Here is a 22110-nt window from a genome sequence, read left to right as displayed (position 1 = left end):
TCGGCATTACCGTCGGCAGTGGCGTCGGCAGGACCGTCGGGACCACCGTGGGCAGTACCGTTTCGCGTCAGACGTTTCGTGTTATTGGAAGAACTGGCTGGGCAGCTGGCCGAAGCGCTTCTTGAACATGGCGGTGAACGCGCTGGGGCTGGCGTAGCCTTGCGACAGCGCTACGTCGATGACCTTTTCGCCATGGGCGAGGCGTTCGAGGGCGCGGACGAGCCGGATCTGCTGGCGCCATTGACCGAACGTCATGTGCAGTTCGCGCGCGCACAGGCGCTGGATCGTCTTGGCGTCCACGCCGAGGCGAACGGCCCAGTCCTGCAGCGTGGAAGCGTCGTCGGGCGCGGCATCCCAATGCTGCGCGATCTGCTGCAGGCGCGGGTCGACTGGTTCCGGAACATGCAGTGGCAGCACCGGGAGCGCCTGCAGTTCATCCAGGATCAGCTGCATGAGATGGCCGTCGCGTGAGTCCGGAACGTAGGGCTGCTCCACGATGGCGGCCGCACCGATCAGTTCGGCCAACAAGGGTGTGATCGACACGGTCGCTGCGCTGGGCGGCGCATCGGCGATGGCCTGCGGCAGGATGTACAGGCTGCGCATGCGCACCGCGCCGATGCAGCTCACCTTGTGGCCGATCCCGGCCGGCATCCAGATCGCGCGCGTGCTGGGCACCACCCAGCGGCCGGCGCCGGCCTGCACCACCAGCACGCCGGAGGCGGCGTAGACCAGCTGGTGGCGGTCCGGATGGTGGTGCAGCGGAATCACCGTGCCGGCGGCGTAGTCGCGCGCCCGGCACAGCACGGCGGACTCGGGGCCCAGCGGCAGACGCTGGCCTGCAGCGTCGACCGGCGGGATGTCTTTTTTCCGATGAGGCATGGGCAGATACCGCGAAACAACCACCCCGCGACTCTAGCCCCGCCCGCGCCGCCACTCAACCACACGATCACGGCACGCGCCCTACCCTGCACCCATGCGTCGTTTCGCCCAAGCCATTGCCGAGCCGGAATCGGTCCCCGACGGACTGCCGCGCGAGCTCGCCACTGCCGTGGCCGCAGCGCCGGACCGCTACAACATCGGCAAGGGGTCCACGGCATCGGTGCTGGCCCGCAATGCCGATGGCGAGCTGATCGTAACCGACATGGTCTGGGGCCTGGTGCCGCGCTGGTCGAAGACGCCGGATACGCCCTACACCACCGTCACCGCCCGGCTGGATCGGGCGCCGGGCAGCCGCATCTTCGCCAAGGCCTGGGCCGAACGCCCGTGCGTGATTCCGATGACCGGGTACTACAAGCTGGACCGCCAGCGCCGGCCGCCGTGGCCGCAGTTCGTGCAGCGGCGCGATGGCCTGGCCCTGTTGGCCGCCGGCATCTGGGAGCACTGGGAGGACGGCGACGGCCACGCGATGGATTCCTTCAGCGTGCTCACCGCACCCAACCGCGCCATTCCGGAACCGCTGACGCCGGATGGGCCGGTGTTCCTGTCCGCCGAGCTGGCACTGGCATGGCTTTCCGGTGCCGCCAACACCCCTGCCTCGCTGCGGGTACGCTCGCCGGCACTGGAGGCGTATCCGGTCGGACGCGCCTTCCGCGACCTCAAGCGCGACGACTACACGCTGCTGGAACCGGTCGACCCGGACGTGGAAACGACATCGCCGCCCCCGGTGGACGGGGACGGCGATGGCTGGGACGAGGACAGCTGAGCGGCGTCAGCGCGACATCGAGTACGGCTGTTCCGCGCCCTGCCCCGGCCATGCCTTGTTCGGCGTTGCCTGCAGGGTGAAGTGCAGTTCGCCGCCGGCCAGGATTTCCGCATGGCGCAGGAACGTGCGGTTCAACGGCTTGCCGTTGAGCGTCACCGAACCCACGTACTCGTGGCCCTTGCCCATGCCGTCGGTGGTGATGCGGAAGGTCTTGCCGTTGGGCAGGTTCAGCACCGCCTTGGGCAGGAACGGGCGGCCGATGATGTACTCGGCGCTGCCCGGTGCCACCGGGTAGAAGCCCAGCGCGGTGAACACATACCAGGCCGACATCTGGCCCAGGTCGTCATTGCCGGCCAGGCCATCGGGGCGGTCGGCGTACTGGGTGTCCATGATCTGCTTCAAGCGCGCCTGCGCGCGCCACGGCTGGCCCGCATATGAGTACAGGTAGGCGACGTGGTGGCTGGGTTCGTTGCCGTGCGCGTACCAGCCGATCAGGCCGGTGATGTCTTCCATGTGCTCGAAGATGGACGGATCCACCTTGGCATCGAATACCGCATCCAGCCGCGCCAGCAGCTTGTCTGCGCCGCCGTGGACCTCGGCCAGGCCGGCCACGTCCTGCGGCACGTACCAGGAATACTGCCAGGCGTTGCCTTCGGTGTAGTCGGTGCCGTAACCGCTGGCGCTGGGATCGAACGGGGTGCGGAAGCTGCCGTCACGCTTGCGTGCGCGCATGAAGCCGGTTTCGGCGTCGAAGGCATGGCGCCAGTTGCCGGCGCGCTTGTCGAACTCGGCCGCCACATCCGTCTTGCCCATGGCCGTGGCCATGCGCGCGATGGTCCAGTCGTCGAAGGCATACTCCAGCGTCTTGCTGGCCGCCTCGCCCTCCTCGTCGATCGGCACCCAGCCCAGCTCGCGGTACTGCGCGATGCCATCGTACGGGCCGTAGTTGGCGGTGGCCACCATCGCCTGCAGGGCCTTGTCGGCGTCGAAGCCGCGGATCCCCTTGACGTAGGCATCGGCGATCACCGGCACTGCGTGGTAGCCGATCATGCACCAGGTTTCCTGGCCATGGAACGCCCACACCGGCAGCATGCCGTAGGCGCTGTTGTGCTGGTGCGCGAGCAGCGAATTGACCATGTCGCTGGTGCGCTGCTCCGGCTGCACCAGGGTCAGCAGCGGGTGCAGGGCGCGGTAGGTATCCCACAGCGAGAAGGTCGAATAATTGGTATAGCCCTCGGCGCGGTGCACGGCGTTGTCCGAGCCGCGGTACTGGCCATCCACGTCCATGAACAGGGTCGGGCCGAGCAGGCTGTGGTACAGCGCGGTGTAGGCGCTGCGTTTGTCATGCGCGGGGGCCTCGATGTCCAGCACCGACAGCGCCTGCTGCCATTGCGTGCGGGCGTCGGCGCGGATGCGGTCGAAGTTCTGGTCTTTCGCTTCGGCGTCGAGGTTGGCGATGGCGCCCGCTTCGCTCACCGAGGAGATCGCCACGCTGACCACCAGCGGGGCATCGAGCTTGCCGAAGTCGAAGGTACCGACCAGCTGGCGGCCTTCGATCTGCGGGCGCTGCTCCGGGTGGTTCTGGCCCGGCGGCGGGAAGCCCTTGTAGGCGATGTCGGTTTCAGTGTTGTGCAGCGCGTGCCCGGTGAGCGGGCGCGAGAACCGCATGGCGAAATACAGCTGCCGGCCCGGTGCCCAGCCGCGGGTTTCGCGGAAGCCGGTAACGGTGCCGTCCTCGCGCAGGCGCAGGCGCGACCACAGGATCTTGCCGGGGTAGTCGTACAGGCTGGTGCGCAGGTCGAGCAGCAGCTTGGCCTCCTCGCCCTTCGGGTAGGTGTAGCGATGCACGCCGGTGCGGGCACTGGCGGTGAGCTCGGCGCGGACCTTGTAGTCCTGCAGCGTCACGGCGTAGTAGCCGGGCTCGGCTTTTTCATCCTTGTGGTCGAAGCGCGAGGCGTAGCCGCTGCGCGGCTTTTCCGGATCGCCACGCTCCAGGCCGGGGTCGCCGGTGAACGGCATCACCAGCACATCGCCCAGGTCGGAATGGCCGCTGCCGGAGAAATGGGTGTGCGAGAAGCCGACGATGCTGCTGTCGTCGTGGCGGTAGCCGGCGGCCCAGTCGTAGGCCTTCTCGCGCGGCTGGATGCGGGTGTCCGGGCTGAGCTGGACCATGCCGAAGGGCACCGTCGCGCCGGGATAGGTATGCCCTTCGCCACCGGTACCAATGAATGGATCCACGAGGGCGTAGGCGCGTTCGCCTGCGCTCTGCGGCGCCGCTGCTGCGGTGCCTGCCACCAGCATGGCGCCCATGGCCAGTGCCACCAACCCCGACTTCCCCGCTCTGCTCATATGGATTTAGATCGATTCAAGGTGAACCGATCCTAGCATTGGTTGTCCCCGCGCCGCATGTTGCGGCGCGGGGGTGTCGCTTGGGGTGGGTTGGCTGGGCCAGGGTTCGGGCGGCGTCGGTGGTTTTAGATTGCGCCAGACACGCGTGGCGTGTCGCTACGGGTCGCTTCCGGGAGGGTGGGTTGCGTGGCGTCTACGGTGACCGGCTCGTCGCTGCGCAGCAGGGCGTGGGCTTCGGCTTCGCTGGCTACCGCCGGCGGCGAACCGCGCAGCGGCAGGTTGGCGGTTTCGTTGACGAACAGCATGGTGACCAGGCCGATCACCGCCGCGCCCATCAGGTAGTACGCCGGCACCAGCGGGTCGCCGGTGCGCTCCACCAGCCAGGCGGTGATCAGCGGCGTGGTGCCACCGAACAGCGACACCGAGACGTTGAACGCGATCGACAGCGCGCTGTAGCGCACCGGGGTGTAGAACAGCGCCGGCAGCGTGGACGGCATGGAACTGGTGAAACACACCAGCGCCAACCCGAGCAGCATCAGGCCGAGGAAGATCAGCCCGTCGTGGCCGCTGCCCACCAGCAGCAGGCACGGAATGGCCAGCGCGAACAGCGCGATGCACGCGCCGATGATCATCGGCCGACGGCCCAGGCGGTCACTGAACAACCCGCCCACCACGTTGAGCGGCATCATCACCAGCATCACGATGATGATCAGCAGCAGGCCCTTGCTCTCTGCATAGCCCATGGTCACGCTCAGGTAGCTGGGCATGTAGGTGAGCAGCATGTAGTCGGTGACGTTGAACACCAGCACCAGGCCCACGCACTTGAGCAGCTGCGGCCAATGCACGCGCAGCAGCGCGCCCAGCCCGGGGCGTTCGAGGTCGCGTTTGTCGGCCTCTTCGGCATAGGCGCGGAACGCCGGGGTCTCTTCCAGCTTCATGCGCATGTACAGGCCGAGCAGGCCCAGCGGGCCGGCGATCAGGAACGGCAGGCGCCAGCCCCAGTCCAGCATCTGCGTGCTGCTCAAGGCCATGTGCAGCACGGTCACCGTGGCTGCACCGGCGATGTAGCCACCCAGCGTGCCGAACTCGAGCCAGCTGCCCATCAGGCCGCGGTTGCGGTCGGTGGAATATTCGGCGATGAACGTGGCCGCGCCGCCGTATTCGCCGCCGGTGGAGAACCCCTGCACCAGTCGCGCAAGCAGCAGCAGGGCCGGGGCCCACATGCCGATGCTGTCGTAGGACGGAATCAGGCCGATGCTGAAGGTGCCCAGCGCCATCAGGATCATGGTGAACGCCAGCACTTTCTGGCGGCCGTATCGGTCACCCAGCGGGCCGAACACCAGCCCACCCAGCGGGCGGACCAGGAACGCCACGGTGAAGGTGGCGAAGGTGGCGATCAGCTGCGCGGTCGGGCTGCTGGCGGGGAAGAACACCTGGCCGAGCGTGACCGCAAGATAGCCATACACACCGAAATCGAACCATTCCATCGCATTGCCGAGCGCGGCGGCACCCACGGCTTTCTTGAGCATGGGGCGATCGACCACGGTGACTTCGTCGACCTTCATCTGGCGGCGGCGCTTGAACCACCCGAAATGGGCATGTGCGGCATGCAGTTCCTGCATCTGCTTTCTCCTGGAAGCAGGGTCATCAACGCACCCGAGGTCCCGCGCAAGGCACAGGTGAACACCGCCTCTGGAAGAACGCGGCACGAGGCGCGAAGAGGGGTAACAACAGGCGTTCCCGGACGGCCGCGTGGTACACCACGGCGCTGCAGGAAGGATGACCGAGAGACGGGCAATGGCCCGAGGCAATGATCAAGCGCACATGTTACCACAGTGTGTGCATGTGGCCTTTATCGGTTCTTCACATGCTGTCCAAACGCCTTGTTTCAAGGCGTTTTGCAGCCATCGGTAAAGTTGGGGCAATCGTTGACGTCCATTGGTAGAGTCGGTTCCCGAACGACTGCCCTCAGCGCTTCCGCGTTCGGTAACGCATGGACTGTGCCGAGGCAGAAGCGTGATGTCGCCGACGGTCATGCCGTAATCGAATGTTGGCAATTCCACGGCTGTCGATTGGGATGCGACCCTACCGCTCTGCATCAGGCCCCGCTTTGCAGTTCCATCGCGCGCATCACGATGGGCTTGGCCCAATCGGGCGTCTGCAGCAGATCGATCACCGTGACGGGAAAATGCAATCCCTCGCGATCCAGCTGCAGCAGCGGCAGCGGTGCCGCCCTGCCCTTTGCATCGGCCGGCGCGCTGTTGTCGTACACATGCAGCTCGGCAAGATGCGGCAGCAGTTCGATCAGGTTTTCGCGCGCGGAATCGAAACGCGCGCGGATCTTGTCGTGCGGAATATCGTGTCCGCCCTGGCTGACCCGATCCGCCACGCGTTCGATGTGCAACGCCACGCTGTGCAGGCCGCAGAACCAGATCGCCACGTCGTGGGTCTGGCAGGCATCGCGCAGCAGGCGCGGAATGGTGTTGCCGCCCAGCGTGGTTTCAAACGCAAAGTCGGTGCCATCGGCCATCGCCTGGCGCAGCCGTCGGGCGCCCTCGCTCCATGCTGCGGCGTTGGCCTCGTCCAGCGGCCAGCCCTGCTCCACCAGCCGCCGGGTGAAGCTGTCCGGGTTGAACCAGGTCAGCCCCGCGTCGCGCAGCCATGTGCCCAGCAGCGAACTTTTACCGGCGCCATTGACGCCGGCCAGTACCAGGATCCGCGCCACCGATCAGAGCGACGGGCCAAGGGCGGTCCTGCGCCCGCGACGGATCGGCTGGCCCATCACCTTGCCCAGCCCACCGTCGGTAGTGAGGCTGGCCAGGGTGGTATCGAACTCCGCACGGAGGCGATCCAGCTCCCCCTGGCGCGCGTCATCCGGGTTGCCGGCCGCGCGGGCCAGCAGCTCCTGGTAGGCCTTGATGTCCACGATCACCGCTTCGGGGTGGTTGTGGTTGGTGATCACCAAGGCCTGCTTTTCGCGCACGGTGCGCATCAGGCTCGGCCAGCCCCGGGTCTTCACCGATGACGCAGTGGCCTTTTCAAGGCCGGGAACATCCAGGGGCAGGCTCATGACGGACATCCAGGGGAGGGATGTGGCCACTATACCCCTTTTGGGTAAATTGGGAATAAAGGGATACTCATCTACCCGAGGGCGCGTTCGAGCACATCCAAGTCCTCCTCGGCGGTCGGGCGGACGACTCGCGCCACCTCCTGCCCGTCACGCAACAGGACCAGCGTGGGCCAGAGCTTGACCGTGAAGGCGCGTCCCAGGGGGCGCCCCTTGCCGTCTTCGACCTTGCGGTGGTCGAGGCCGTGTTTTTCAACAAAGTCCCTGACCACCGGCTGCGCCGCCGCGCAATGCCCGCACCAGTCCGTGCCGAATTCCAGCAGCTGCCAGCCTGTGCCAGCCTCCACCTCGGCGCGGGCAGGCTCCAGCAGATCGGTGAACCTGCGTGCGTAGGCCATGGCTCAGGCCGCCAGGGCGCGCTGGATGTCGTCCAGGGTGGAATTGGTGTAGTCCTTGGCGATCTCCTTCAGCATCCGGCTCTGTACTTCCTTGTGCAGCTGCGGCCGGATGTGGCCCAGCGTGGTCGGGTCGGCGATCAGGATCAGGTGCTCATAGCGGTGCTTGAGCGCGTGATCGTTCAACTGCTGCGCCAGCTGTTTGGCGAAGGTGGCTTCATTGAGCTGGGAAATGCTCATGTCCTTGGGCACTGCGCCGGATGGCCCCTGGCCGGAGACGCCTTCGGCGCTGATGTCCTTGACCTCCAGTTCCTCCTCCTGCTTCAGCTGCAGCGTGCGGCCGTCGCCCACATTGGTGAACACGCGGGCCGAGCCGCCATCAGCGACGATGACGAGGGTACCTTTGGGGATCTGCAGGGTGGACATGGTTGAACTCCTTGGATGGAAAAACGGGCGATGTGTTGGCCCGCCCCCACCGTAGGGAAACGGATGTAAGCGCGGTGCATAGGCGCGTGTTCACCATGTATGCAAGGGCATTCAGGGAGTCGGTCGGTCATTACAGTGTAAAATTCGCGGTTTTTGACCGGAACCATGGCGAAGAAGCAGCACCGCACGCCTGTCCCCGGCCCGCCCTTCATCCGGTTGCTGGCGGCGCTGGCCGACCGCAATGCCCCGCGTACCGGGCCCGACCTGTCCGACCGGCTCAGCCAGTGGATCGACTGGACCCGGGCCGTGGCCCTGTCGCGCGCGCTCGACGGGCGGCTGCCAGCCGTGGCCGACGCCGCACCGGGCTCCGTCGAGGCGCTTGACGAGGAATGCGCGCGGGTACGCGCCACCCTGGTTGAAAGCATCACCGCCCCGCCGGCGGCAGGCAAACCGGCCGCGACCGACGCCACCGCCTACCGCCAGCGCTGTCTCACCGTGCAGCGCGCCATGCTGACCGCAACCGGGCGCCTGCGCGGCCTGCTGCGGGACCGGCTCAGTGCCGGGCCCGGCGAGCTGCCCCGGTTGGCCGAGGTGGACGCCGCCATGGAGCAGGCGCTGAGCCCGCGCGAGCAGCAGCTGCTGGCCAGCGTGCCGGCCCTGCTCGGCGCCCATTTCGAGCGTCTGCGCGACGACGCCGGCACCGCTGAGGTCGATCCCGCCAGCGGCTGGCTGCACTTGTTCAGGAACGACATGCAGGCCGTGCTGCTGGCCGAGCTGGATGTCCGTTTTCACCCCATCGAAGGCCTGCTTGCAGCGCTTCGCCCCCACTAACCGGGCTGTCATGTTCAGAACTCCTCTCTACCTCGTTGTTTTCCTTGCCGGCCTGCTGGCGGTGTGCTGGATCGGTGCCGGTTACGTGGGCAGCAACCCGGTCGGCCTTGCCGTGGCGCTGGTGATTGCCGCCTGCTATGTGGCCGGTGCAGTTGAACTGCACCGCTACCGGGCGGCTACCGCAGGGCTGAGCGTCGCGGTGGCTGAGGCGGCGACGGCGCCGGCCAACCTGGGCGAGTGGCTGGAGAAGGTACCGGCAGGCCTGCGCAACGCGGTGCGCCTGCGCGTGGAGGGCGAGCGCGTGGCGCTGCCGGCGCCGGTGCTGACCCCGTATCTGGTCGGCCTGCTGGTGCTGCTCGGCATGCTCGGCACCCTGCTGGGCATGATGGCCACCCTGCGCGGCACCGGGCTGGCACTGGGCAGCGCCACCGACCTGCAGTCCATCCGCGGCTCGCTGGGCGCGCCGGTGGAAGGCCTGGCCGTGGCGTTCGGCACCTCGATTGCCGGCGTGGCCACCTCGGCCATGCTCGGCCTGCTGTCGGCGCTGTGCCGGCGCGAACGCCTGCTGGGCGTGCAGCAGCTGGATACCCGCATCGCCACCACCCTGCACGCGCATTCGCAGGCCTGGCAGCGCGCCGAAGCCTTCCGCCTGCTGCAGGCGCAGGCAGGCCTGATGCCGGCGCTGGTGGACCGCCTGGAAGCGATGAGTGCCGCGATCGAAGCGCAGAGCGGCGCGGCGGGTGAACGCCTGTCGGCCAACCAGGACGCCTTCCATGCCCGCGCCGAGGCCGCCCATGAACGCCTCGCCGGTTCGGTGCAGGAGGCATTGCAGGCCAGCGTCGCGCAGAGTGCGCGCGCGGTCGGCGAGGCGCTGCAGCCGATCATGGCCGAGACCATGGCCGGCATCAGCCAGCAGACCACTGCCCTGCAGGCCACGGTGGGCGATGCCGTGCGCGCGCAGCTGGACGGCCTGGCCAGTGGCTTCGAAGCCAGCTGCGCCGCCACCAGCGAGACCTGGAACGCTGCGCTCAGCAGTCAGAAGCAGGCGCACGACACCCTGTCGGCAGAACTGCGTTCTACCCTGGCCACGCTCAGCGAACAGCACGACCAGCGTGCCGTGCAGCTTCTGGAAACCTTGGCCGCCCGTCTCGACGCCAGCGTGGATGCATGGACCGGGGCACAGACCGAACAGGCGCAGCGCCATGCCGCCCTCACCCGCGATCTGCGCAGCACGCTTGAGGATTTCAGCCAGCTGCAGGGCGAGCACGGCGCCCGCCTGCTCGATTCGGTGGGGACGCGTCTGGCTGCTTGGGTCGACACCCTCGCCGAGCGCATGGACAGCAGCGCCAGCACCCACGCGCAGGCGTGGCGCGATGCGCTGCAGGGCCAGCAGTCGGTGAACGCCGAACTGGCCGAACGCAACCAGCAGGCACTGGTCGCGGCCACGGCCAGCTTCGATGGCCATGCGCGTTCGCTGGTGGATGGCCTGCAGGCCTCGCACAGCGGCTTGCAGGATCGTCTGGAAGCGCGCGACGCGCAGCGCCTGGCCACCTGGAGCGATGCGTTCACCCAGCTGTCGGAACAGCTCGGCCAGCAATGGGCCGACAACGGTGCGCAGGTTGCGGCCAGCCAGCAGGCGGTCTGCGAAACCCTGTCGCGTACCGCACACGAGATCGGCACGCAGGCGCAGGCGCATGCGGCCGAGACCATCAGCGAGATCTCGCGGCTGGTCACGCTCGCCTCGGAAGCCCCGAAGGCGGCCGCCGAAGTGGTCGCCGAACTGCGCCAGAAGCTGTCCGACAGCATGGTCCGCGACACCGCCATGCTCGACGAACGCACCCGCCTGCTGGCCACGCTGGAAACGCTGCTGGATGCAGTCAACCACGCGTCCACCGAACAGCGCACCGCCGTGGACGCGCTGGTCAGCACCTCGGCCGATCTGCTGGAGCGCGTGGGCACGCAGTTCACCGACCATATCGCTGCCGAGACCGGCAAGCTGGATGGCGTGGCCGCGCAGTTGAGCGGCAGCGCGGTGGAAGTGGCCAGCCTGGCCGAGGCGTTCGGCACTGCGATGCAGAGCTTCGGCACGGCCAGCACCGGGCTGGGTGAGCAGCTGCAGCAGGTGGCCGGCGCGCTGGATGCCTCGATGACCCGCAGCGATGAGCAGCTGGCCTACTACGTGACCCAGGCGCGTGAAGTGATTGACCTGAGCGTGCTCTCCCAGCAGCAGATCATCGAGGAACTGCAGCAGCTGGCCGGCCGCCGCCGCAGCGCCGGGGCCGCCACCGCATGAGTGACGAGATCGAGCTGGAAGGCGAAACCGGCGCGCCGATCTGGGCCGCCTTCGGCGACCTGATGTCGGTGCTGCTGGGCGCGTTCGTGCTGATCCTGGTCGGCGTGGTGGCGCTGCAGCTGGAGCTGTCGCATCGCCTCGATGAGGAAGTGGCGCAGCGCCAGGCCGAAGCCAAGCGGCGCCAGACCCTGGAACAGGCCCTCGCCGGCCCGCTCGCCGCCGGGCGGGTAACGCTGGTGGATGGCCGCATCGGCATCCGCGGCAGCGTGCTGTTCGCGCTCAATTCCGACCAGCTGCAGCCGGAAGGCCGCGAGCTGCTGCGCAGCCTGGCTGCGCCGCTGGCCGGGTATCTTTCATCGCGCGAAGAGATCCTGATGGTCAGCGGGTTCACCGATGACCGTCCGGTACGCGACAGCAACCGCCAGTTCGCCGACAACTGGGAACTGTCGGCCGAGCGCGCGTTGACCGTGACCCGCACCCTGATCGCCGAAGGCGTGCCGGCCGGTTCGGTGTTCGCCGCCGCGTTCGGTCCCGAACAGCCGGTGGGTTCCAACGCCGACGAAGAAGGCCGCGCACGCAATCGCCGTGTCGAAATGGCGCCGATTCCACGCCCGAAGCCGACCCTGGCGGGCGATGGACGGTAACCGTACCGCCGTCAGCGACCGGCTCGCGCACTGGCGCGGGCAGCAGCTGGATCGCCACGATCCGGTGCAGTTCGCCTTCCTGGAAGCGCTGCAGCGCCGCGCGCAGCAGGCCAGCGGTTCGCTGCGCGGCGTGCTGGACGCCCGCCTGGAGACGCTGCTGGCTGCCTACGCCGAACGCGTGGCTGCCGCGCCCGCAGCAACCGCGCTGCCGAAGACGGCCGGAATGCCGGATACGCTCGCCGCGCTGGGCCAACCGCGCGCCACGCACAACCCCGACTACCCTGCACTGCCGGCCCTGGCCGAATTCCGCAGTGCCTGGGCTGCGCTGCGCACCGCCGGCCAGGTTCGGCAGACCCTGGCGCAGACGCCAAGCGATGGCGGTCCGTTGAACTCCAGCGTGCTGGTGCATCGTGCCATCGGCTGGATGGGCGAGGTCTCGCCCGCGTACCTGCAGCACTTCCTTGCCTACATCGACAACCTGGCCTGGCTGGAACAGATGCAGCAGCGCGGCACCCTGCCCAGCCGCGACAGCGTGCCCGGCCGCGCCCCGGCCAAGCCGCGCCGCAGCCGCAGCGCACGCTAACCGCGCAGGGTCGCGCCGCCGTCCACGTACAGGTCGCTCATGGCAATGTGGCCGGCCTGGTCGGAGAGCAGGAACATCACCGCCTGCGCGATGTCATCCGGGGTAGCCAGCTTGCGTAACGGAATGCCGGCCTTGTAGGTCGCCGGGCTGCCATCGATGACCCGCTGCGCGCCCTGGTCATCGGCCCACATGCCGGTCTGCATCGGGGTCAGGGTCGACCCCGGCGCCACGATGTTGCAGCGGATGCCGTGCGGCGCCAGTTCCAGGCCCAGGCAGCGGGTGAACATGGTCGCCGCCGCCTTCGACGCCGCGTACGCGGCCATGCCATGGCGCGGCACGCCGGCGGCATTCGAGCTCACCGTCACGATGGCACCCTGCCCGCGCGGGATCATCACCCGGGCCAGCGCACGGGATAGATGGAAGACGCCGCCGGCATTGACCGCGAACACATCGTGCCATTGCGCGTCATCAATGCCGGTGACCTCGCCGACCTGCAGCACGCCGGCAACGCTGATGCCGAAGCCGATCGGGCCAAGGGTGGCTTCAACCGCTCCAACCAGTTCGTCGACCGCCGTTGAATCGGTCACGTCCAGTGACCGCGGATGCAGTCGCGGGTGGGGCGGCAGCGCCGGTGCGGCCAGGTCGGTGGCGACCACCCTGCAGCCGCTGTCCAGCAGCTGCTTGACCAGCGCAGCGCCAATGCCGCCGCCGGCGCCGGTGACCAGTGCAATCGTGTTCTCGAATCCTGTCAGCTTCATGTCCTGTCCTGTCGTTCAAGGCCGTCCCAGTGCTGCAGCCTGGCCGACAGCCACGGCGCCAGCTGCGCCACGGCATCACGGCCGGTCAGCTCGGCATGCAGGAACGGCAGCGGCAATGCGTCCACCCGCGAGGCGTGCGCCTGCCACAGGGCAGACTGCAGGTGCGGCCGCTGCGCGTGGTCATTGCCGGCACGCACATGCACCAGGGTGCCGGCGAAGTGGCGATGGTGATGCTCGCGGATCAACCGGTTGGTGCCGGTCACCGCGCGCACCACGCCGTCCAGCACGTGCCCGGGCAGGTTGCCCAGCGCACTGTCGCCACGGCGCAGAAACGCGACGATGCGCTCGCGGCTGTCCAGCTCGGGGTGGCGCTCCGGGTCGTAGCCGGCAATGGCCAACAGCGCACGCAGCGCCGCCACCGGATCCGGCTCGGGTTCCGCGCGCCAGCATTCGCTGGGGTAGGCATCCAGCAGGACCAGCGCGCCCACCTCACGCTGCATCGCCTGCAGCTGTACCGCGATGGCCTGGGCGATGATGCCGCCCACCGACCAGCCCAGCAGGTGCACCGGGCCCTGCGGCTGCAGCGCGAGGATGCGTGCGGCGTAGTCGGCCGCCAGCGCATCGATCCCCGCCGGCAGCGGCTGCGCGGGATCGAGCACCGGCGATTGCAGGCCGTGCACGTCGCGCGCCGGGTGCAGCGCACGGCCCAGCTCGCGGTAGTTCCACGCGATGCCGCCTGCGGGATGGATCACGAACAGCGGCACCCTGCCCGGCTCACCGCGCGTGAGGGTGATCACCGGCGCCAGGCCGTGGTCGGTGTCCTGCAGCGGCGACGCCAGGCGTGCAGCCAAGCCCGCCACCGTCGGCGTGGCGAATACCGCACCCAATCCCGGGTCCTGCTGCCAACGCTGCTGGATCGCCAGCAGCAGGTGTACGGCCGACAGCGAATCGCCGCCCAGCGCAAAGAAGTCCGCGTCTGCTGCAGCCGGCGCCGCCAACCCGAGCACCTGCTGGAACAGCGCGGCCAGTGCCTGTTCCGTGGGCGTCTGCGCGGTGCGGCCGGCCGCGTGGGTGTCCGGCAGTGGCAACGCGGTGCGGTCGAGCTTGCCGTTCGCCGTCACCGGCCACGCCTGCACCACCACGATGGCCGCCGGCACCATGTACTCCGGCAGTTGGGTGCCGAGAACGCCGCGCAGGCTGCCTGCGTCCAGTGCGTCACCGGACACGTACGCTACCAGGCGTGCCGGCATGCCCGGGTCCTGGTCGCGCAGCAGCACCTCGGCGCGGGCCACGCCGGGCAGGCCGCGCAACGCGGATTCAATCTCGCCCAGCTCGATGCGCAGGCCGCGCAGCTTGACCTGGTGGTCGCTGCGGCCCAGGTACTCCAGCGCCCCGTCATCACGCCAGCGCGCCCGGTCGCCGGTGCGGTACAGGCGCCCTCCGGGCACGTGCGGGTCGTCGAGGAAGCGCTCGGCGGTCAGGTCCTCGCGCCCGAGGTAACCACGCGCGAGCTGCACCCCGCCGAGATACAGGTCGCCAGGCACGCCCGCCGGCAGCGCCCGAAGCTGTGCATCGAGCACGTACAGCCGGGTGTTCCAGACCGGATGGCCAATCGGCACCGGGTCCGAACGGTCCTCGCGGGACGCCGGCCAGTAACTGACATCCACCGCTGCTTCGGTGGGGCCGTAGAGATTGTGCAGCTCCGCGTCGACACGCGCGTGGAAGCGGTCGCGCAACCAGGCGTCGAGCGCCTCGCCACTGGTGAACACCTGCTGCAGCGGCAGGCCGCGCAGATCCGGCACGGCCAGCCAGGCATCCAGCATGGATGGCACGAAATGCAGCGTGGTGATGCGCTCGGCCACGATCAGGCGGGTCAGCGCCTGCGGGTCGCGGTGCAGGCCGGGCGATGCGATCACCAGCGTGGCACCGCTGACCAGCGGCAGGAAGAACTCCCACACCGAGACATCGAAGGTGGCCGGCGTCTTCTGCAGGATGCGCGCCTCCGGCCCGATCCGGTAGTGGGTGCGCATCCATTCGAGACGGTTGACGATGGCGCGGTGTTCCACCACGACGCCCTTCGGCTCGCCGGTGGAGCCGGAGGTGTAGATCACGTAGGCCGCGTCACCCGGCTGCACGGTATCGGGGAGAGCGGCGTCGCTGCAGGTCGCCCACTGCGACGGCGACAGGACTGGCGCGCCCACGAAACGATGGGCGTCGCCCGCCTCCGCCAACACGCACTGCGGCTGTGCCGACGCCAGGATCTTCCGTAGCCGCGCATCCGGATGATCCAGGTCCACCGGCAGGTACGCGCCGCCGGCGCGCACCACCGCCACCAGCGCGATCAGCAGCGACAACGAACGCGGCAACGCCACCACCACGCGCGACTCGCGGGTAACGCCCATGACCTGGATCTGCAGCGCCAACGCACGGCTGCGCTGTTCCAGCGTGGCGTAAGTCAGTGACTCGCCTTCAAACCGCAGTGCGGTTGCGTCCGGCGCGGCGACCAGCCGCTGGTTCAGCAGCGCTGCAAGTGACACATCGGCAACCGCATGCTGCGTGGCATTGACGGTGTGCAGCCAGTGCTGCGCTTCGTCAGGCATGCACAGCGCAACGTCTGCCAGCAGGCCACCGCGTGCCTGCACGTCGAGCGCGGACGACACGAAATGCAGCAGCCGTCGGGCATGCGCGGTGATCTCCGACCGCGTGTACTGCTGCGGATTGGCCTCGATCTCCAATGCCAGCGACGTCAGTGCATCCCCGCGGAAACCGAAGGTGATGTCGTCCACCGGTCCGGTGCACAGCACCTCCAGCTGCGCCGTGACCCCCGGCCACGGCAGCGGCCGGTAGAACGGCTGCACGTTCACCAAGGCGCCGTGCAGCCGATGCTGCTGGCCGCTCCAGCCCAGGTCGCGGCGGATCTGCTCGCCCCGGTAGCGGCCATGCCGGCGGCCCCGCACCAGTGCCCGCGCGGTATCGCGCACCCTGTCGTCGACGCTCTCATCTGCCGTTGCGGACACGCGCAGTGGCAGTACGTTCATTACCATCGCCGGCACCCGTGCCGACATGCTGCCCAAGCGTCCCATGTGCGGCACACCAAGGGTCACTTCATCGCTTGCCGTCATCCGTCGGCAGTACTCGGCGGTCAACGCGGTGAGCAGGTCCGGCCAGGGCTGGCCCATGGCCTGCGCAGCGGCAACCAGCCGCTCGCGCAGCGGCGCGCCGATGACCTGGGTCAGGCGCAGGGCGTCGCCAGCGGCCGTGGCCATGCCACCGCCCAGGGACTCTGCAGGTGCCGCGCCTCCCATGTATGCCTGCCAATACGCGGAATCGGCCACCCGGCGCTCACCGGTGCGGTACTGCGCGTCTTCGTCCAGCATCGGCCGCAGCGGCTGCAGGGCATCGGTGCTCTCGGCGGCGTACAGCGCACACACCCGGGCACTGAACAGCGCCATGCCATAGCCATCGGTGGCCAGGTGATGCACCCGCAGGTACCACGCGAAACGCTGCGGCCCGAGCACGAACAGGCGCTGTTGGGCCAACCGGTCGCGGCCGGGATCGACCGGCTGCAGGCGGTCGGCCTGCATCACCTCGCGCGCGGCGTGCAGCGGATCGGTCTGGACAGACAGATCCACCACCTGCAAACGCGGAACGTGGCTCGGGTCCAGCCACTGCTGCGGCACGCCTGCTTCGTCTTCGGCCGCGCGCAGGCACAGTGCCTCGGCTTCAGCGGCGGCTGCATCGGCGGCCGCACGGAAACGGTCCACATCCAGCGCGCCTTCAAACCACACGACGTGTGCGGTATTGAATGTTGCGGGCGCCGGCGACAGGCGCTGCGCGTACCACAGCCCGGTCTGTGCCTCGCTCAGCGGATACCGTTGCTGCCCTGCGCCCTCGGCGCTGGCCATCTGCGCGCTCATGCCCCGGCGCTGGCCCGGGCCTGCAGCTGCCGCACCACCTGCCACCAGCCGGCCAGCGTGGTGTGCTCGGCCAGGTGGCCGAACTCCAGGGCGATGCCGGTGTTGCTCCAGGCCAGCACCAGCCCGAGCACCCGCATCGAATCCAGGCCCAGGTCCATCAGGTGGTCATCATCGCCGACCGCGTCGGGTGCTTCGCCGAGCATGCCGGCCACATCGGCACGCATCCGTTCCAGGGTCAGGGGTGCGGTAAGGGTGTCATTCATGCCAGGCGCTCCAGCAGTTGATCGGTGGTCATCGGCACGCCGCAGGTACGAGCGATCCAGTGCAGCGCCTGGTCATGGTCGGCACGCGAGAAATCGGCCACCGCGTCGGCCGCGATGAACGCTTCGATATCGCGCTGGAATGCTTCGGCCACGGTGGCGGTGCAGCCGATGTGGGCGTACACCCCGGTCACCAGCAGCTGGTCACGGCCGCGTGCGCGCATCATCGTCTCCAGGTTGCTGCGCTGGAAGGCGCTGTAGCGGTGCTTGACCAGCACCTGGTCGCCTTCGGCGGGTGCCAGCGCAGCGATGATCGCCTCGTGTTCGCTGATAGCCTGCATGCCCGGCCCCCACAGGTCCGCCTGCAGGCCGCGGTCACGCCGGTCCTGGTTGCCGCGCTGGGCGGTATAGAACACCGGTATGCCCTGCGCCCGGCACTGCGCGACCAGCCGGACGATGTTGGCGGTTGCCGGGGCCAGCGGCGCGGCATCGGCGCCGAACGCGGCCAGGAAGTAGCGCTGCATGTCATGCACCAGCAGCGCGATGCGCGCCGGGTCAGGCTGCCATGGCCCGCGCGGCGCCGGCAGTTCGGCCGCCGTGGGCAGCGCGTAGGAGGGAATGGTGGGCAGCGCCATCAGCGCGGTTCTCCTGTCTGTTCGATATGGCGCGCGCGCAGCTGCGCACGCAGTTCGCGGCGGCTGACCTTGCCCACCGCCGTGGTGCCGAAGGCGTCCACGAACACCACCTGGTCCGGCACCTTGAAGGCGGCAAGACCGCGGCTGCGCACCCACGCCTTCAGGCTGGCCGCGGTCGGGCGCTCGCCGCGCGTGATGACGAAGGCACAGCTGCGCTCGCCCAGGTACGGATCGGGCATGGACACCACCGCCGCGTCGAAGACGCTGGCGTGCGCGAGCAGGTGGTCTTCGATCTCCTCGGCCGAAATCTTCTCACCCGCACGGTTGATGTGGTCGGCGGCGCGACCCTGCACCACCAGATAGCCGCCCGGCAGCTGCTGGACCCTGTCGCCGGTGCGATAGAAGCCATCTTCGGTGAACGACCGCGCGTTCGCGCCGGGGTCGTTGTGGTAACCGCGGATCGTGTACGGGCCCCGCGTCAGCAAGTAGCCCACCTCGCCCGGCGCGACCGGGTGGCCGTGGTCGTCCACCACCAGCACTTCGTCGTCGGGCGAGATCGGGCGGCCCTGGGTGCTCAGCACGCATTCCGGCGCATCGTGCAGGCGGGTGTAGTTGACCAGGCCTTCGGCCATGCCGAACACCTGCTGCAGCTGGCAGCCCAGCCCGTCGATGACCCGGCGCGCGGCTTCCGGCACCAGCTTGGCTCCGCCGACCTGCAGCACCTGCAGGCTGGACAGGTCATGCGGGGTGCTGGCTGCGGCCTGTGACCACAGCAGCGCCAACGGCGGCACCAGGCCCACGCAGGTCACCCGCTCGCGCGCGATCAGCGGGAACGCGGTGTCCGGGCCTGCGCCGGGGCTGAGCACCACCCGTGCCCCGGCATACAGTGCGCCGAAAAAGCCCGGCGAACTCATCGGGAAATTGTGCGCGGCCGGCAGCGCCACCAGGTACACGCTGTCGCGGCCGATGCCACAGATCGCGTTGCTGGCGCGGAACGAATACAGGTAGTCGTCGTGGGTGCGCGGAATCAGCTTGGGCAGGCCGGTGCTGCCACCGGAGAGCTGCAGGAACGCCACCGACTGTGGGTCGGGGTCTGCCGGCAGCGCGTCAGCGGGTCCGGCCAGCCCGGCGACGGAAAGGAATTCCGCTGCATCGCCGACAATCAGGACGTGGCGCACACCGGCGATGGACGCCTGCAGTTCGCGCGCGAGCGTGCGGTAGTCGAAACCCTCGTATGCCGACGCAGCAATGTAGGCGCTGGCTTCGGCCGTGCGCACCACGTGCGCTATCTCGGTCAGGCGATGGGCCGGCAGTGCATATACCGGGATCAACCCGGCGCGGAACAGCCCGCAGACCACGCTGACGAATTCGACCGTGTTGCCCAACTGCACCACCACCCGGTCACCCGGCGCCAAGCCAGCGGCCAGCAGGCCAGCACCGATGCGCCCTGCCTCCTGCCACAGCTGTGCGTAAGTCAGGCGGGTCTCGCCGCCGACCACGGCCACGTCGTCGGCGAACTGTCCGGCACGCTCGCGCAGGAAGCCGGGGAACGTTTCGCCACGCCAATAGCCGGCGGCGCGGTAGCGCGCGACCAGCGCCGGCGGCCAGACCTGGCGCAGTGGCACACGCGCCGGAGAAACGACTGCATTCATCAGAGTGTCCATCCTTCAATCCGTGGGGCGGCGTCCGCGCCCAGCGCGGCCAACAGGGCCCCGAACTTCACCCCGGTCTCGGCAACCTCCGCGGCCGGTTCCGAACCGGCGACGATGCCGGCGCCGGCATGGATGCGGGCCTGGTGGCCCTGCACGCGTGCGCAGCGGATCGCCACGTACCAGTCACCGTCGCCGTGCGCGTCCATCCAACCCACCGCGCCTGCATAGAAGCCGCGCTGCACCGGCTCAAGGCGGCGAATGGTATCCAACGCCAGTGCGGCAGGCGTGCCGCATACCGCCGGCGTGGGATGCAGTGCAGCCAGCAGCGTGGCCACCGAGGTGGACGGATCGCGCAGGCGTGCTTCGATGCGCGTGCCCAGGTGCCACAGGGTGGTGGTGGCGTGCAGGGTCGGCCGCGCTGCAGCGTCGATCCACTCGCAATACGGACGCAGCGCCGCCACGATGGCGTCGACCACATAGCGGTGTTCGTCATGGTCCTTCGCCGAGCCCAACAGCGCGCGGGCCGCCTGGGCGTCCTCATCCGGATCCGGGCGACGCCGGGCTGAGCCGGCCAACGGATGCGAAAACACCTGCGGTCCACGGCGCGACACCAGCAGCTCCGGGCTGGCACCGACCAGCCATGCTGGCGCATCGCCGGCGGCCACCGGCAGCGGACACAGGTAGGTGACCGCGTCCGGGTCCTGGCCCAGCCGCGCCACCAACGCACGCGGGTCGATCGCCGCGCGGCTGTGCACACGCAGCGTGCGGGCCAGCACCACTTTCTTCAGCTCGCCATCGCACAGGCCTGCGAGTGCATGCCGAACCGCGTCCGCGTACTGCGCAGCACTCGGCTCGGCATGGATGTCGCCGCTGAATGGAAGCGACGGCGCGGTTGCTTCCAACGCACCCTGCGCCAGTGACGCGGGCTGGTACAGCGCATCGTCACCCTCGGGATCAAACGGCAGCACGCCCACCAGCAGCGCCGGTGCGCGGGATTCGCGCGCGAAGAAGGCCCGCGCGCGGGCATCCAGCGTCGCGGTGCCGCCGGACGGAAGCGTGGCGTGGCAGCCACGTGCATCCAGCGTGCGCCCAGGCAGGCGCAGCAGGAAGTGCTCCGCTGCTTCGCCGGCACCGGGATCGCTCGCCTGCGCGGTGGTGTCGCTGTCCGTGCGCAATGCGTCGTTCATGCCGCGCGCCTCCCACCCAGCGTAGCCGCAGCCGCCAACCCCAACAGCACCACACCCACCAGCAGGTACGGCGCACTGGGGGCCGCGCGATACAGCAGCGTGCCCACCACTGGCCCGATCACCATGCCCAGTCCCTGCACGGAAGCCACCGCACCGGCAGCCGCGCCCTGCTCGTGCGCCTGCACCGAATCGGCGGCCAAGGCCTGGAACGAGGGAAAAACAAACCCCATGCCGAACGCCGCCAGCGCATAGGTGGCCAGCAGCTGCCAGGGCGCCTGCACCAGCGCCACCGACGAAAACCCGATACCGGAGATCACTGCACCCAGCGCGATCCAACGGCGTGGCGGCATGGTCTTGAAGGTCATCACCAGCACCTGGGCCACGATCAGCCCAGCCCCGACCGCCGTCAGTGCCAGGCCGGCCATGCGCGCGCCGGCCGCCGGCGCCAGCTGCAGGCGGTCGATGGCGAAGAACCCCACTGTTACCTGGGCAATGGTCACCGAGATCATCGCCGCGAACACCGCCATCACCGGCAGGCGCAGGCGCCGGTCATGCCACGCCAGTGCCGCACGCGGGCCGCTGGCGGGCGCCGCCGGCGGTGGCGCCGACGGCAACCGCCACGCGATGACCAGCAGCGCGAGCACCGGCAGCAGGGCGGCTACGTACAACGTGAGCGCAAGATCGTGGAACGCGACCCAGCCCGCTGCGGCGGGCCCGATCACCATGCCCAATGCATTGGCGCTGCCCAGTTTGGCCATCGCGCCGGCACGCTGCCCGGGAGCGGCTTCATCGGCCACCAGCGCCGCGGCAGTGGGCGGCACGGCCGCATAGAACAGGCCGACCAGGGCGCGCGTGCCCACCAGCACCAGCACCGACAGCCACACCGCCGGCGGTGCCTGCAACGCAGTGTCCACGAACACGGCCATCACGATATAGATCACCGCATACGCGGCCAGTGCGATCAGCAGTACACGGCGGCGCCCGATGCGGTCGCTCAGTGCGCCCCACCGTCGGGCCGACAGCATCCACAGCACGCCGGCCGCGGTGACCGACAACCCCGCATGCCATTCGGACAGCCCCAGCAGGCGCACCACCGGGCCGATCACCGCCACGAACGCCATCATCGCCATGGTGCCGACCCACGCGGCGAAGACCAGAGCCGGCAAGCCGGATACCACGGGAATTGAACGCATGCATCACCACGACCGATCAGGAATGGACACGCACCGCGCGACGGCGGGCGTTCGATTGATTCGGCTTCGTCGATTCAAGGACCGGCGTGGCTATCGTTTCAAATGATAACAGCTCGCATTTAGGTTTGCGCGATCAATGATTCCGGTGTTCATGATGCGGATCAACGCCGTCTTCCGCCGGCCCGACTAAGCTGCTGGCAACGTTCCACGGACATTCC

Annotated in this window: 19 protein-coding genes; 5 read left to right on the top strand and 14 right to left on the bottom strand. The window is 68.9% G+C overall.

Features of this window, described 5'->3' with window-relative positions; all coding sequences use genetic code 11:
• Positions 1-81 precede the first annotated feature (81 nt).
• The gene (locus KVS69_RS11665) at positions 82-879 is read right to left on the bottom strand and encodes a helix-turn-helix transcriptional regulator (protein ID WP_210132648.1); all 798 of its coding nucleotides are present in this window, start codon (positions 877-879) and stop codon (positions 82-84) included.
• Positions 880-973: 94 nt separating this feature from the next.
• On the opposite strand from KVS69_RS11665, the gene KVS69_RS11660 reads away from it, so the two are divergent.
• Entirely contained in the window at positions 974-1702 is a 729-nt protein-coding gene (locus KVS69_RS11660; RefSeq protein ID WP_217538165.1) for an SOS response-associated peptidase family protein, read from the top strand.
• Between the two features lie 6 nt (positions 1703-1708).
• Here KVS69_RS11660 and KVS69_RS11655 read toward each other — a convergent pair whose 3' ends face one another.
• The 6 genes from KVS69_RS11655 to KVS69_RS11630 all read right to left on the bottom strand — a co-directional run bounded on the left by KVS69_RS11655 (position 1709) and on the right by KVS69_RS11630 (position 7939).
• Positions 1709-4051, bottom strand: a complete 2343-nt coding sequence (locus tag KVS69_RS11655; RefSeq protein ID WP_217538164.1) for a GH92 family glycosyl hydrolase — start codon at positions 4049-4051, stop codon at positions 1709-1711.
• A gap of 125 nt (positions 4052-4176) precedes the next feature.
• Positions 4177-5673: a glycine betaine/L-proline transporter ProP gene (proP, locus tag KVS69_RS11650; protein WP_184123412.1), complete on the bottom strand. Its 1497-nt coding sequence runs from the start codon at positions 5671-5673 to the stop codon at positions 4177-4179.
• A gap of 476 nt (positions 5674-6149) precedes the next feature.
• On the bottom strand, positions 6150-6776 hold the full coding sequence (locus tag KVS69_RS11645; protein WP_217538163.1) for a hypothetical protein: 627 nt from the start codon (positions 6774-6776) through the stop codon (positions 6150-6152).
• A gap of 3 nt (positions 6777-6779) precedes the next feature.
• Positions 6780-7121 carry a type II toxin-antitoxin system prevent-host-death family antitoxin gene (locus KVS69_RS11640; protein ID WP_217538162.1) on the bottom strand — a complete coding sequence of 114 codons (342 nt, stop codon included), beginning with the start codon at positions 7119-7121 and terminating at the stop codon, positions 6780-6782.
• A gap of 71 nt (positions 7122-7192) precedes the next feature.
• Complete coding sequence (locus KVS69_RS11635) at positions 7193-7516, bottom strand: thioredoxin family protein (protein WP_217538161.1); 324 nt, start codon at positions 7514-7516, stop codon at positions 7193-7195.
• Positions 7517-7519: 3 nt separating this feature from the next.
• On the bottom strand, positions 7520-7939 hold the full coding sequence (locus KVS69_RS11630) for a host attachment family protein (RefSeq protein WP_068852341.1): 420 nt from the start codon (positions 7937-7939) through the stop codon (positions 7520-7522).
• Between the two features lie 153 nt (positions 7940-8092).
• Between KVS69_RS11630 and KVS69_RS11625 the strand changes: the two genes are divergently transcribed.
• Genes KVS69_RS11625 through KVS69_RS11610 form a run of 4 tightly spaced genes read left to right on the top strand, consistent with a single transcriptional unit; the run spans position 8093 to position 12290 of the window.
• A complete protein-coding gene (locus KVS69_RS11625; protein WP_217538160.1) occupies positions 8093-8770 on the top strand; it encodes a DUF3348 domain-containing protein in 678 nt (225 codons plus the stop codon).
• A 10-nt stretch (positions 8771-8780) separates the two neighbouring features.
• Positions 8781-11063, top strand: a complete 2283-nt coding sequence (locus tag KVS69_RS11620) for a DUF802 domain-containing protein (protein WP_217538159.1) — start codon at positions 8781-8783, stop codon at positions 11061-11063.
• Complete coding sequence (locus KVS69_RS11615) at positions 11060-11707, top strand: OmpA family protein (protein WP_217538158.1); 648 nt, start codon at positions 11060-11062, stop codon at positions 11705-11707. The genes KVS69_RS11620 and KVS69_RS11615 overlap by 4 nt, the downstream gene beginning before the upstream one ends.
• Complete coding sequence (locus tag KVS69_RS11610; RefSeq protein ID WP_217538157.1) at positions 11697-12290, top strand: DUF2894 domain-containing protein; 594 nt, start codon at positions 11697-11699, stop codon at positions 12288-12290. Before KVS69_RS11615 ends, KVS69_RS11610 begins: the two co-directional genes overlap by 11 nt.
• Here KVS69_RS11610 and KVS69_RS11605 read toward each other — a convergent pair.
• Genes KVS69_RS11605 through KVS69_RS11575 form a run of 7 tightly spaced genes read right to left on the bottom strand, consistent with a single transcriptional unit; the run spans position 12287 to position 21892 of the window.
• Positions 12287-13048 (bottom strand): 2,3-dihydro-2,3-dihydroxybenzoate dehydrogenase, encoded by a 762-nt coding sequence (locus tag KVS69_RS11605; RefSeq protein ID WP_217538156.1) that lies wholly within the window; start codon positions 13046-13048, stop codon positions 12287-12289. The two genes, KVS69_RS11610 and KVS69_RS11605, sit on opposite strands and share 4 nt — an antisense overlap.
• Positions 13045-16965 (bottom strand): non-ribosomal peptide synthetase, encoded by a 3921-nt coding sequence (locus tag KVS69_RS11600; protein WP_217538155.1) that lies wholly within the window; start codon positions 16963-16965, stop codon positions 13045-13047. The genes KVS69_RS11605 and KVS69_RS11600 overlap by 4 nt, the downstream gene beginning before the upstream one ends.
• Complete coding sequence (locus KVS69_RS11595) at positions 16962-17228, bottom strand: phosphopantetheine-binding protein (protein ID WP_217538154.1); 267 nt, start codon at positions 17226-17228, stop codon at positions 16962-16964. Before KVS69_RS11595 ends, KVS69_RS11600 begins: the two co-directional genes overlap by 4 nt.
• The gene (locus KVS69_RS11590) at positions 17225-17860 is read right to left on the bottom strand and encodes an isochorismatase family protein (protein WP_217538153.1); all 636 of its coding nucleotides are present in this window, start codon (positions 17858-17860) and stop codon (positions 17225-17227) included. The genes KVS69_RS11595 and KVS69_RS11590 overlap by 4 nt, the downstream gene beginning before the upstream one ends.
• The gene (locus tag KVS69_RS11585; protein WP_217538152.1) at positions 17860-19512 is read right to left on the bottom strand and encodes an AMP-binding protein; all 1653 of its coding nucleotides are present in this window, start codon (positions 19510-19512) and stop codon (positions 17860-17862) included. The genes KVS69_RS11590 and KVS69_RS11585 overlap by 1 nt, the downstream gene beginning before the upstream one ends.
• On the bottom strand, positions 19512-20699 hold the full coding sequence (locus KVS69_RS11580) for an isochorismate synthase (protein ID WP_217538151.1): 1188 nt from the start codon (positions 20697-20699) through the stop codon (positions 19512-19514). Before KVS69_RS11580 ends, KVS69_RS11585 begins: the two co-directional genes overlap by 1 nt.
• Complete coding sequence (locus KVS69_RS11575) at positions 20696-21892, bottom strand: MFS transporter (protein ID WP_217538150.1); 1197 nt, start codon at positions 21890-21892, stop codon at positions 20696-20698. The genes KVS69_RS11580 and KVS69_RS11575 overlap by 4 nt, the downstream gene beginning before the upstream one ends.
• Between the last annotated feature and the right edge of the window lie 218 nt (positions 21893-22110).

It is taken from the genome of Stenotrophomonas sp. GbtcB23, from assembly GCF_019091045.1.
GTDB classification, from domain to species: Bacteria; Pseudomonadota; Gammaproteobacteria; order Xanthomonadales; family Xanthomonadaceae; genus Stenotrophomonas; species Stenotrophomonas rhizophila_A.
The sequence above is the reverse complement of the archived record's forward strand: the minus strand, read 5'-3'. Positions and strand labels throughout refer to the sequence as shown.

What these genes read in the sequence shown, in the direction of transcription:
- KVS69_RS11665 (WP_210132648.1), bottom strand. Translation starts at nt 879, where the DNA reads ATGCCTCATCGGAAAAAAGACATCCCGCCGGTCGACGCTGCAGGCCAG.
- KVS69_RS11660 (WP_217538165.1), top strand. Translation starts at nt 974, where the DNA reads ATGCGTCGTTTCGCCCAAGCCATTGCCGAGCCGGAATCGGTCCCCGAC.
- KVS69_RS11655 (WP_217538164.1), bottom strand. Translation starts at nt 4,051, where the DNA reads ATGAGCAGAGCGGGGAAGTCGGGGTTGGTGGCACTGGCCATGGGCGCC.
- proP (WP_184123412.1), bottom strand. Translation starts at nt 5,673, where the DNA reads ATGCAGGAACTGCATGCCGCACATGCCCATTTCGGGTGGTTCAAGCGC.
- KVS69_RS11640 (WP_217538162.1), bottom strand. Translation starts at nt 7,121, where the DNA reads ATGAGCCTGCCCCTGGATGTTCCCGGCCTTGAAAAGGCCACTGCGTCA.
- KVS69_RS11635 (WP_217538161.1), bottom strand. Translation starts at nt 7,516, where the DNA reads ATGGCCTACGCACGCAGGTTCACCGATCTGCTGGAGCCTGCCCGCGCC.
- KVS69_RS11630 (WP_068852341.1), bottom strand. Translation starts at nt 7,939, where the DNA reads ATGTCCACCCTGCAGATCCCCAAAGGTACCCTCGTCATCGTCGCTGAT.
- KVS69_RS11620 (WP_217538159.1), top strand. Translation starts at nt 8,781, where the DNA reads ATGTTCAGAACTCCTCTCTACCTCGTTGTTTTCCTTGCCGGCCTGCTG.
- KVS69_RS11615 (WP_217538158.1), top strand. Translation starts at nt 11,060, where the DNA reads ATGAGTGACGAGATCGAGCTGGAAGGCGAAACCGGCGCGCCGATCTGG.
- KVS69_RS11610 (WP_217538157.1), top strand. Translation starts at nt 11,697, where the DNA reads ATGGACGGTAACCGTACCGCCGTCAGCGACCGGCTCGCGCACTGGCGC.
- KVS69_RS11605 (WP_217538156.1), bottom strand. Translation starts at nt 13,048, where the DNA reads ATGAAGCTGACAGGATTCGAGAACACGATTGCACTGGTCACCGGCGCC.
- KVS69_RS11600 (WP_217538155.1), bottom strand. Translation starts at nt 16,965, where the DNA reads ATGAGCGCGCAGATGGCCAGCGCCGAGGGCGCAGGGCAGCAACGGTAT.
- KVS69_RS11595 (WP_217538154.1), bottom strand. Translation starts at nt 17,228, where the DNA reads ATGAATGACACCCTTACCGCACCCCTGACCCTGGAACGGATGCGTGCC.
- KVS69_RS11590 (WP_217538153.1), bottom strand. Translation starts at nt 17,860, where the DNA reads ATGGCGCTGCCCACCATTCCCTCCTACGCGCTGCCCACGGCGGCCGAA.
- KVS69_RS11585 (WP_217538152.1), bottom strand. Translation starts at nt 19,512, where the DNA reads ATGAATGCAGTCGTTTCTCCGGCGCGTGTGCCACTGCGCCAGGTCTGG.
- KVS69_RS11580 (WP_217538151.1), bottom strand. Translation starts at nt 20,699, where the DNA reads ATGAACGACGCATTGCGCACGGACAGCGACACCACCGCGCAGGCGAGC.
- KVS69_RS11575 (WP_217538150.1), bottom strand. Translation starts at nt 21,892, where the DNA reads ATGCGTTCAATTCCCGTGGTATCCGGCTTGCCGGCTCTGGTCTTCGCC.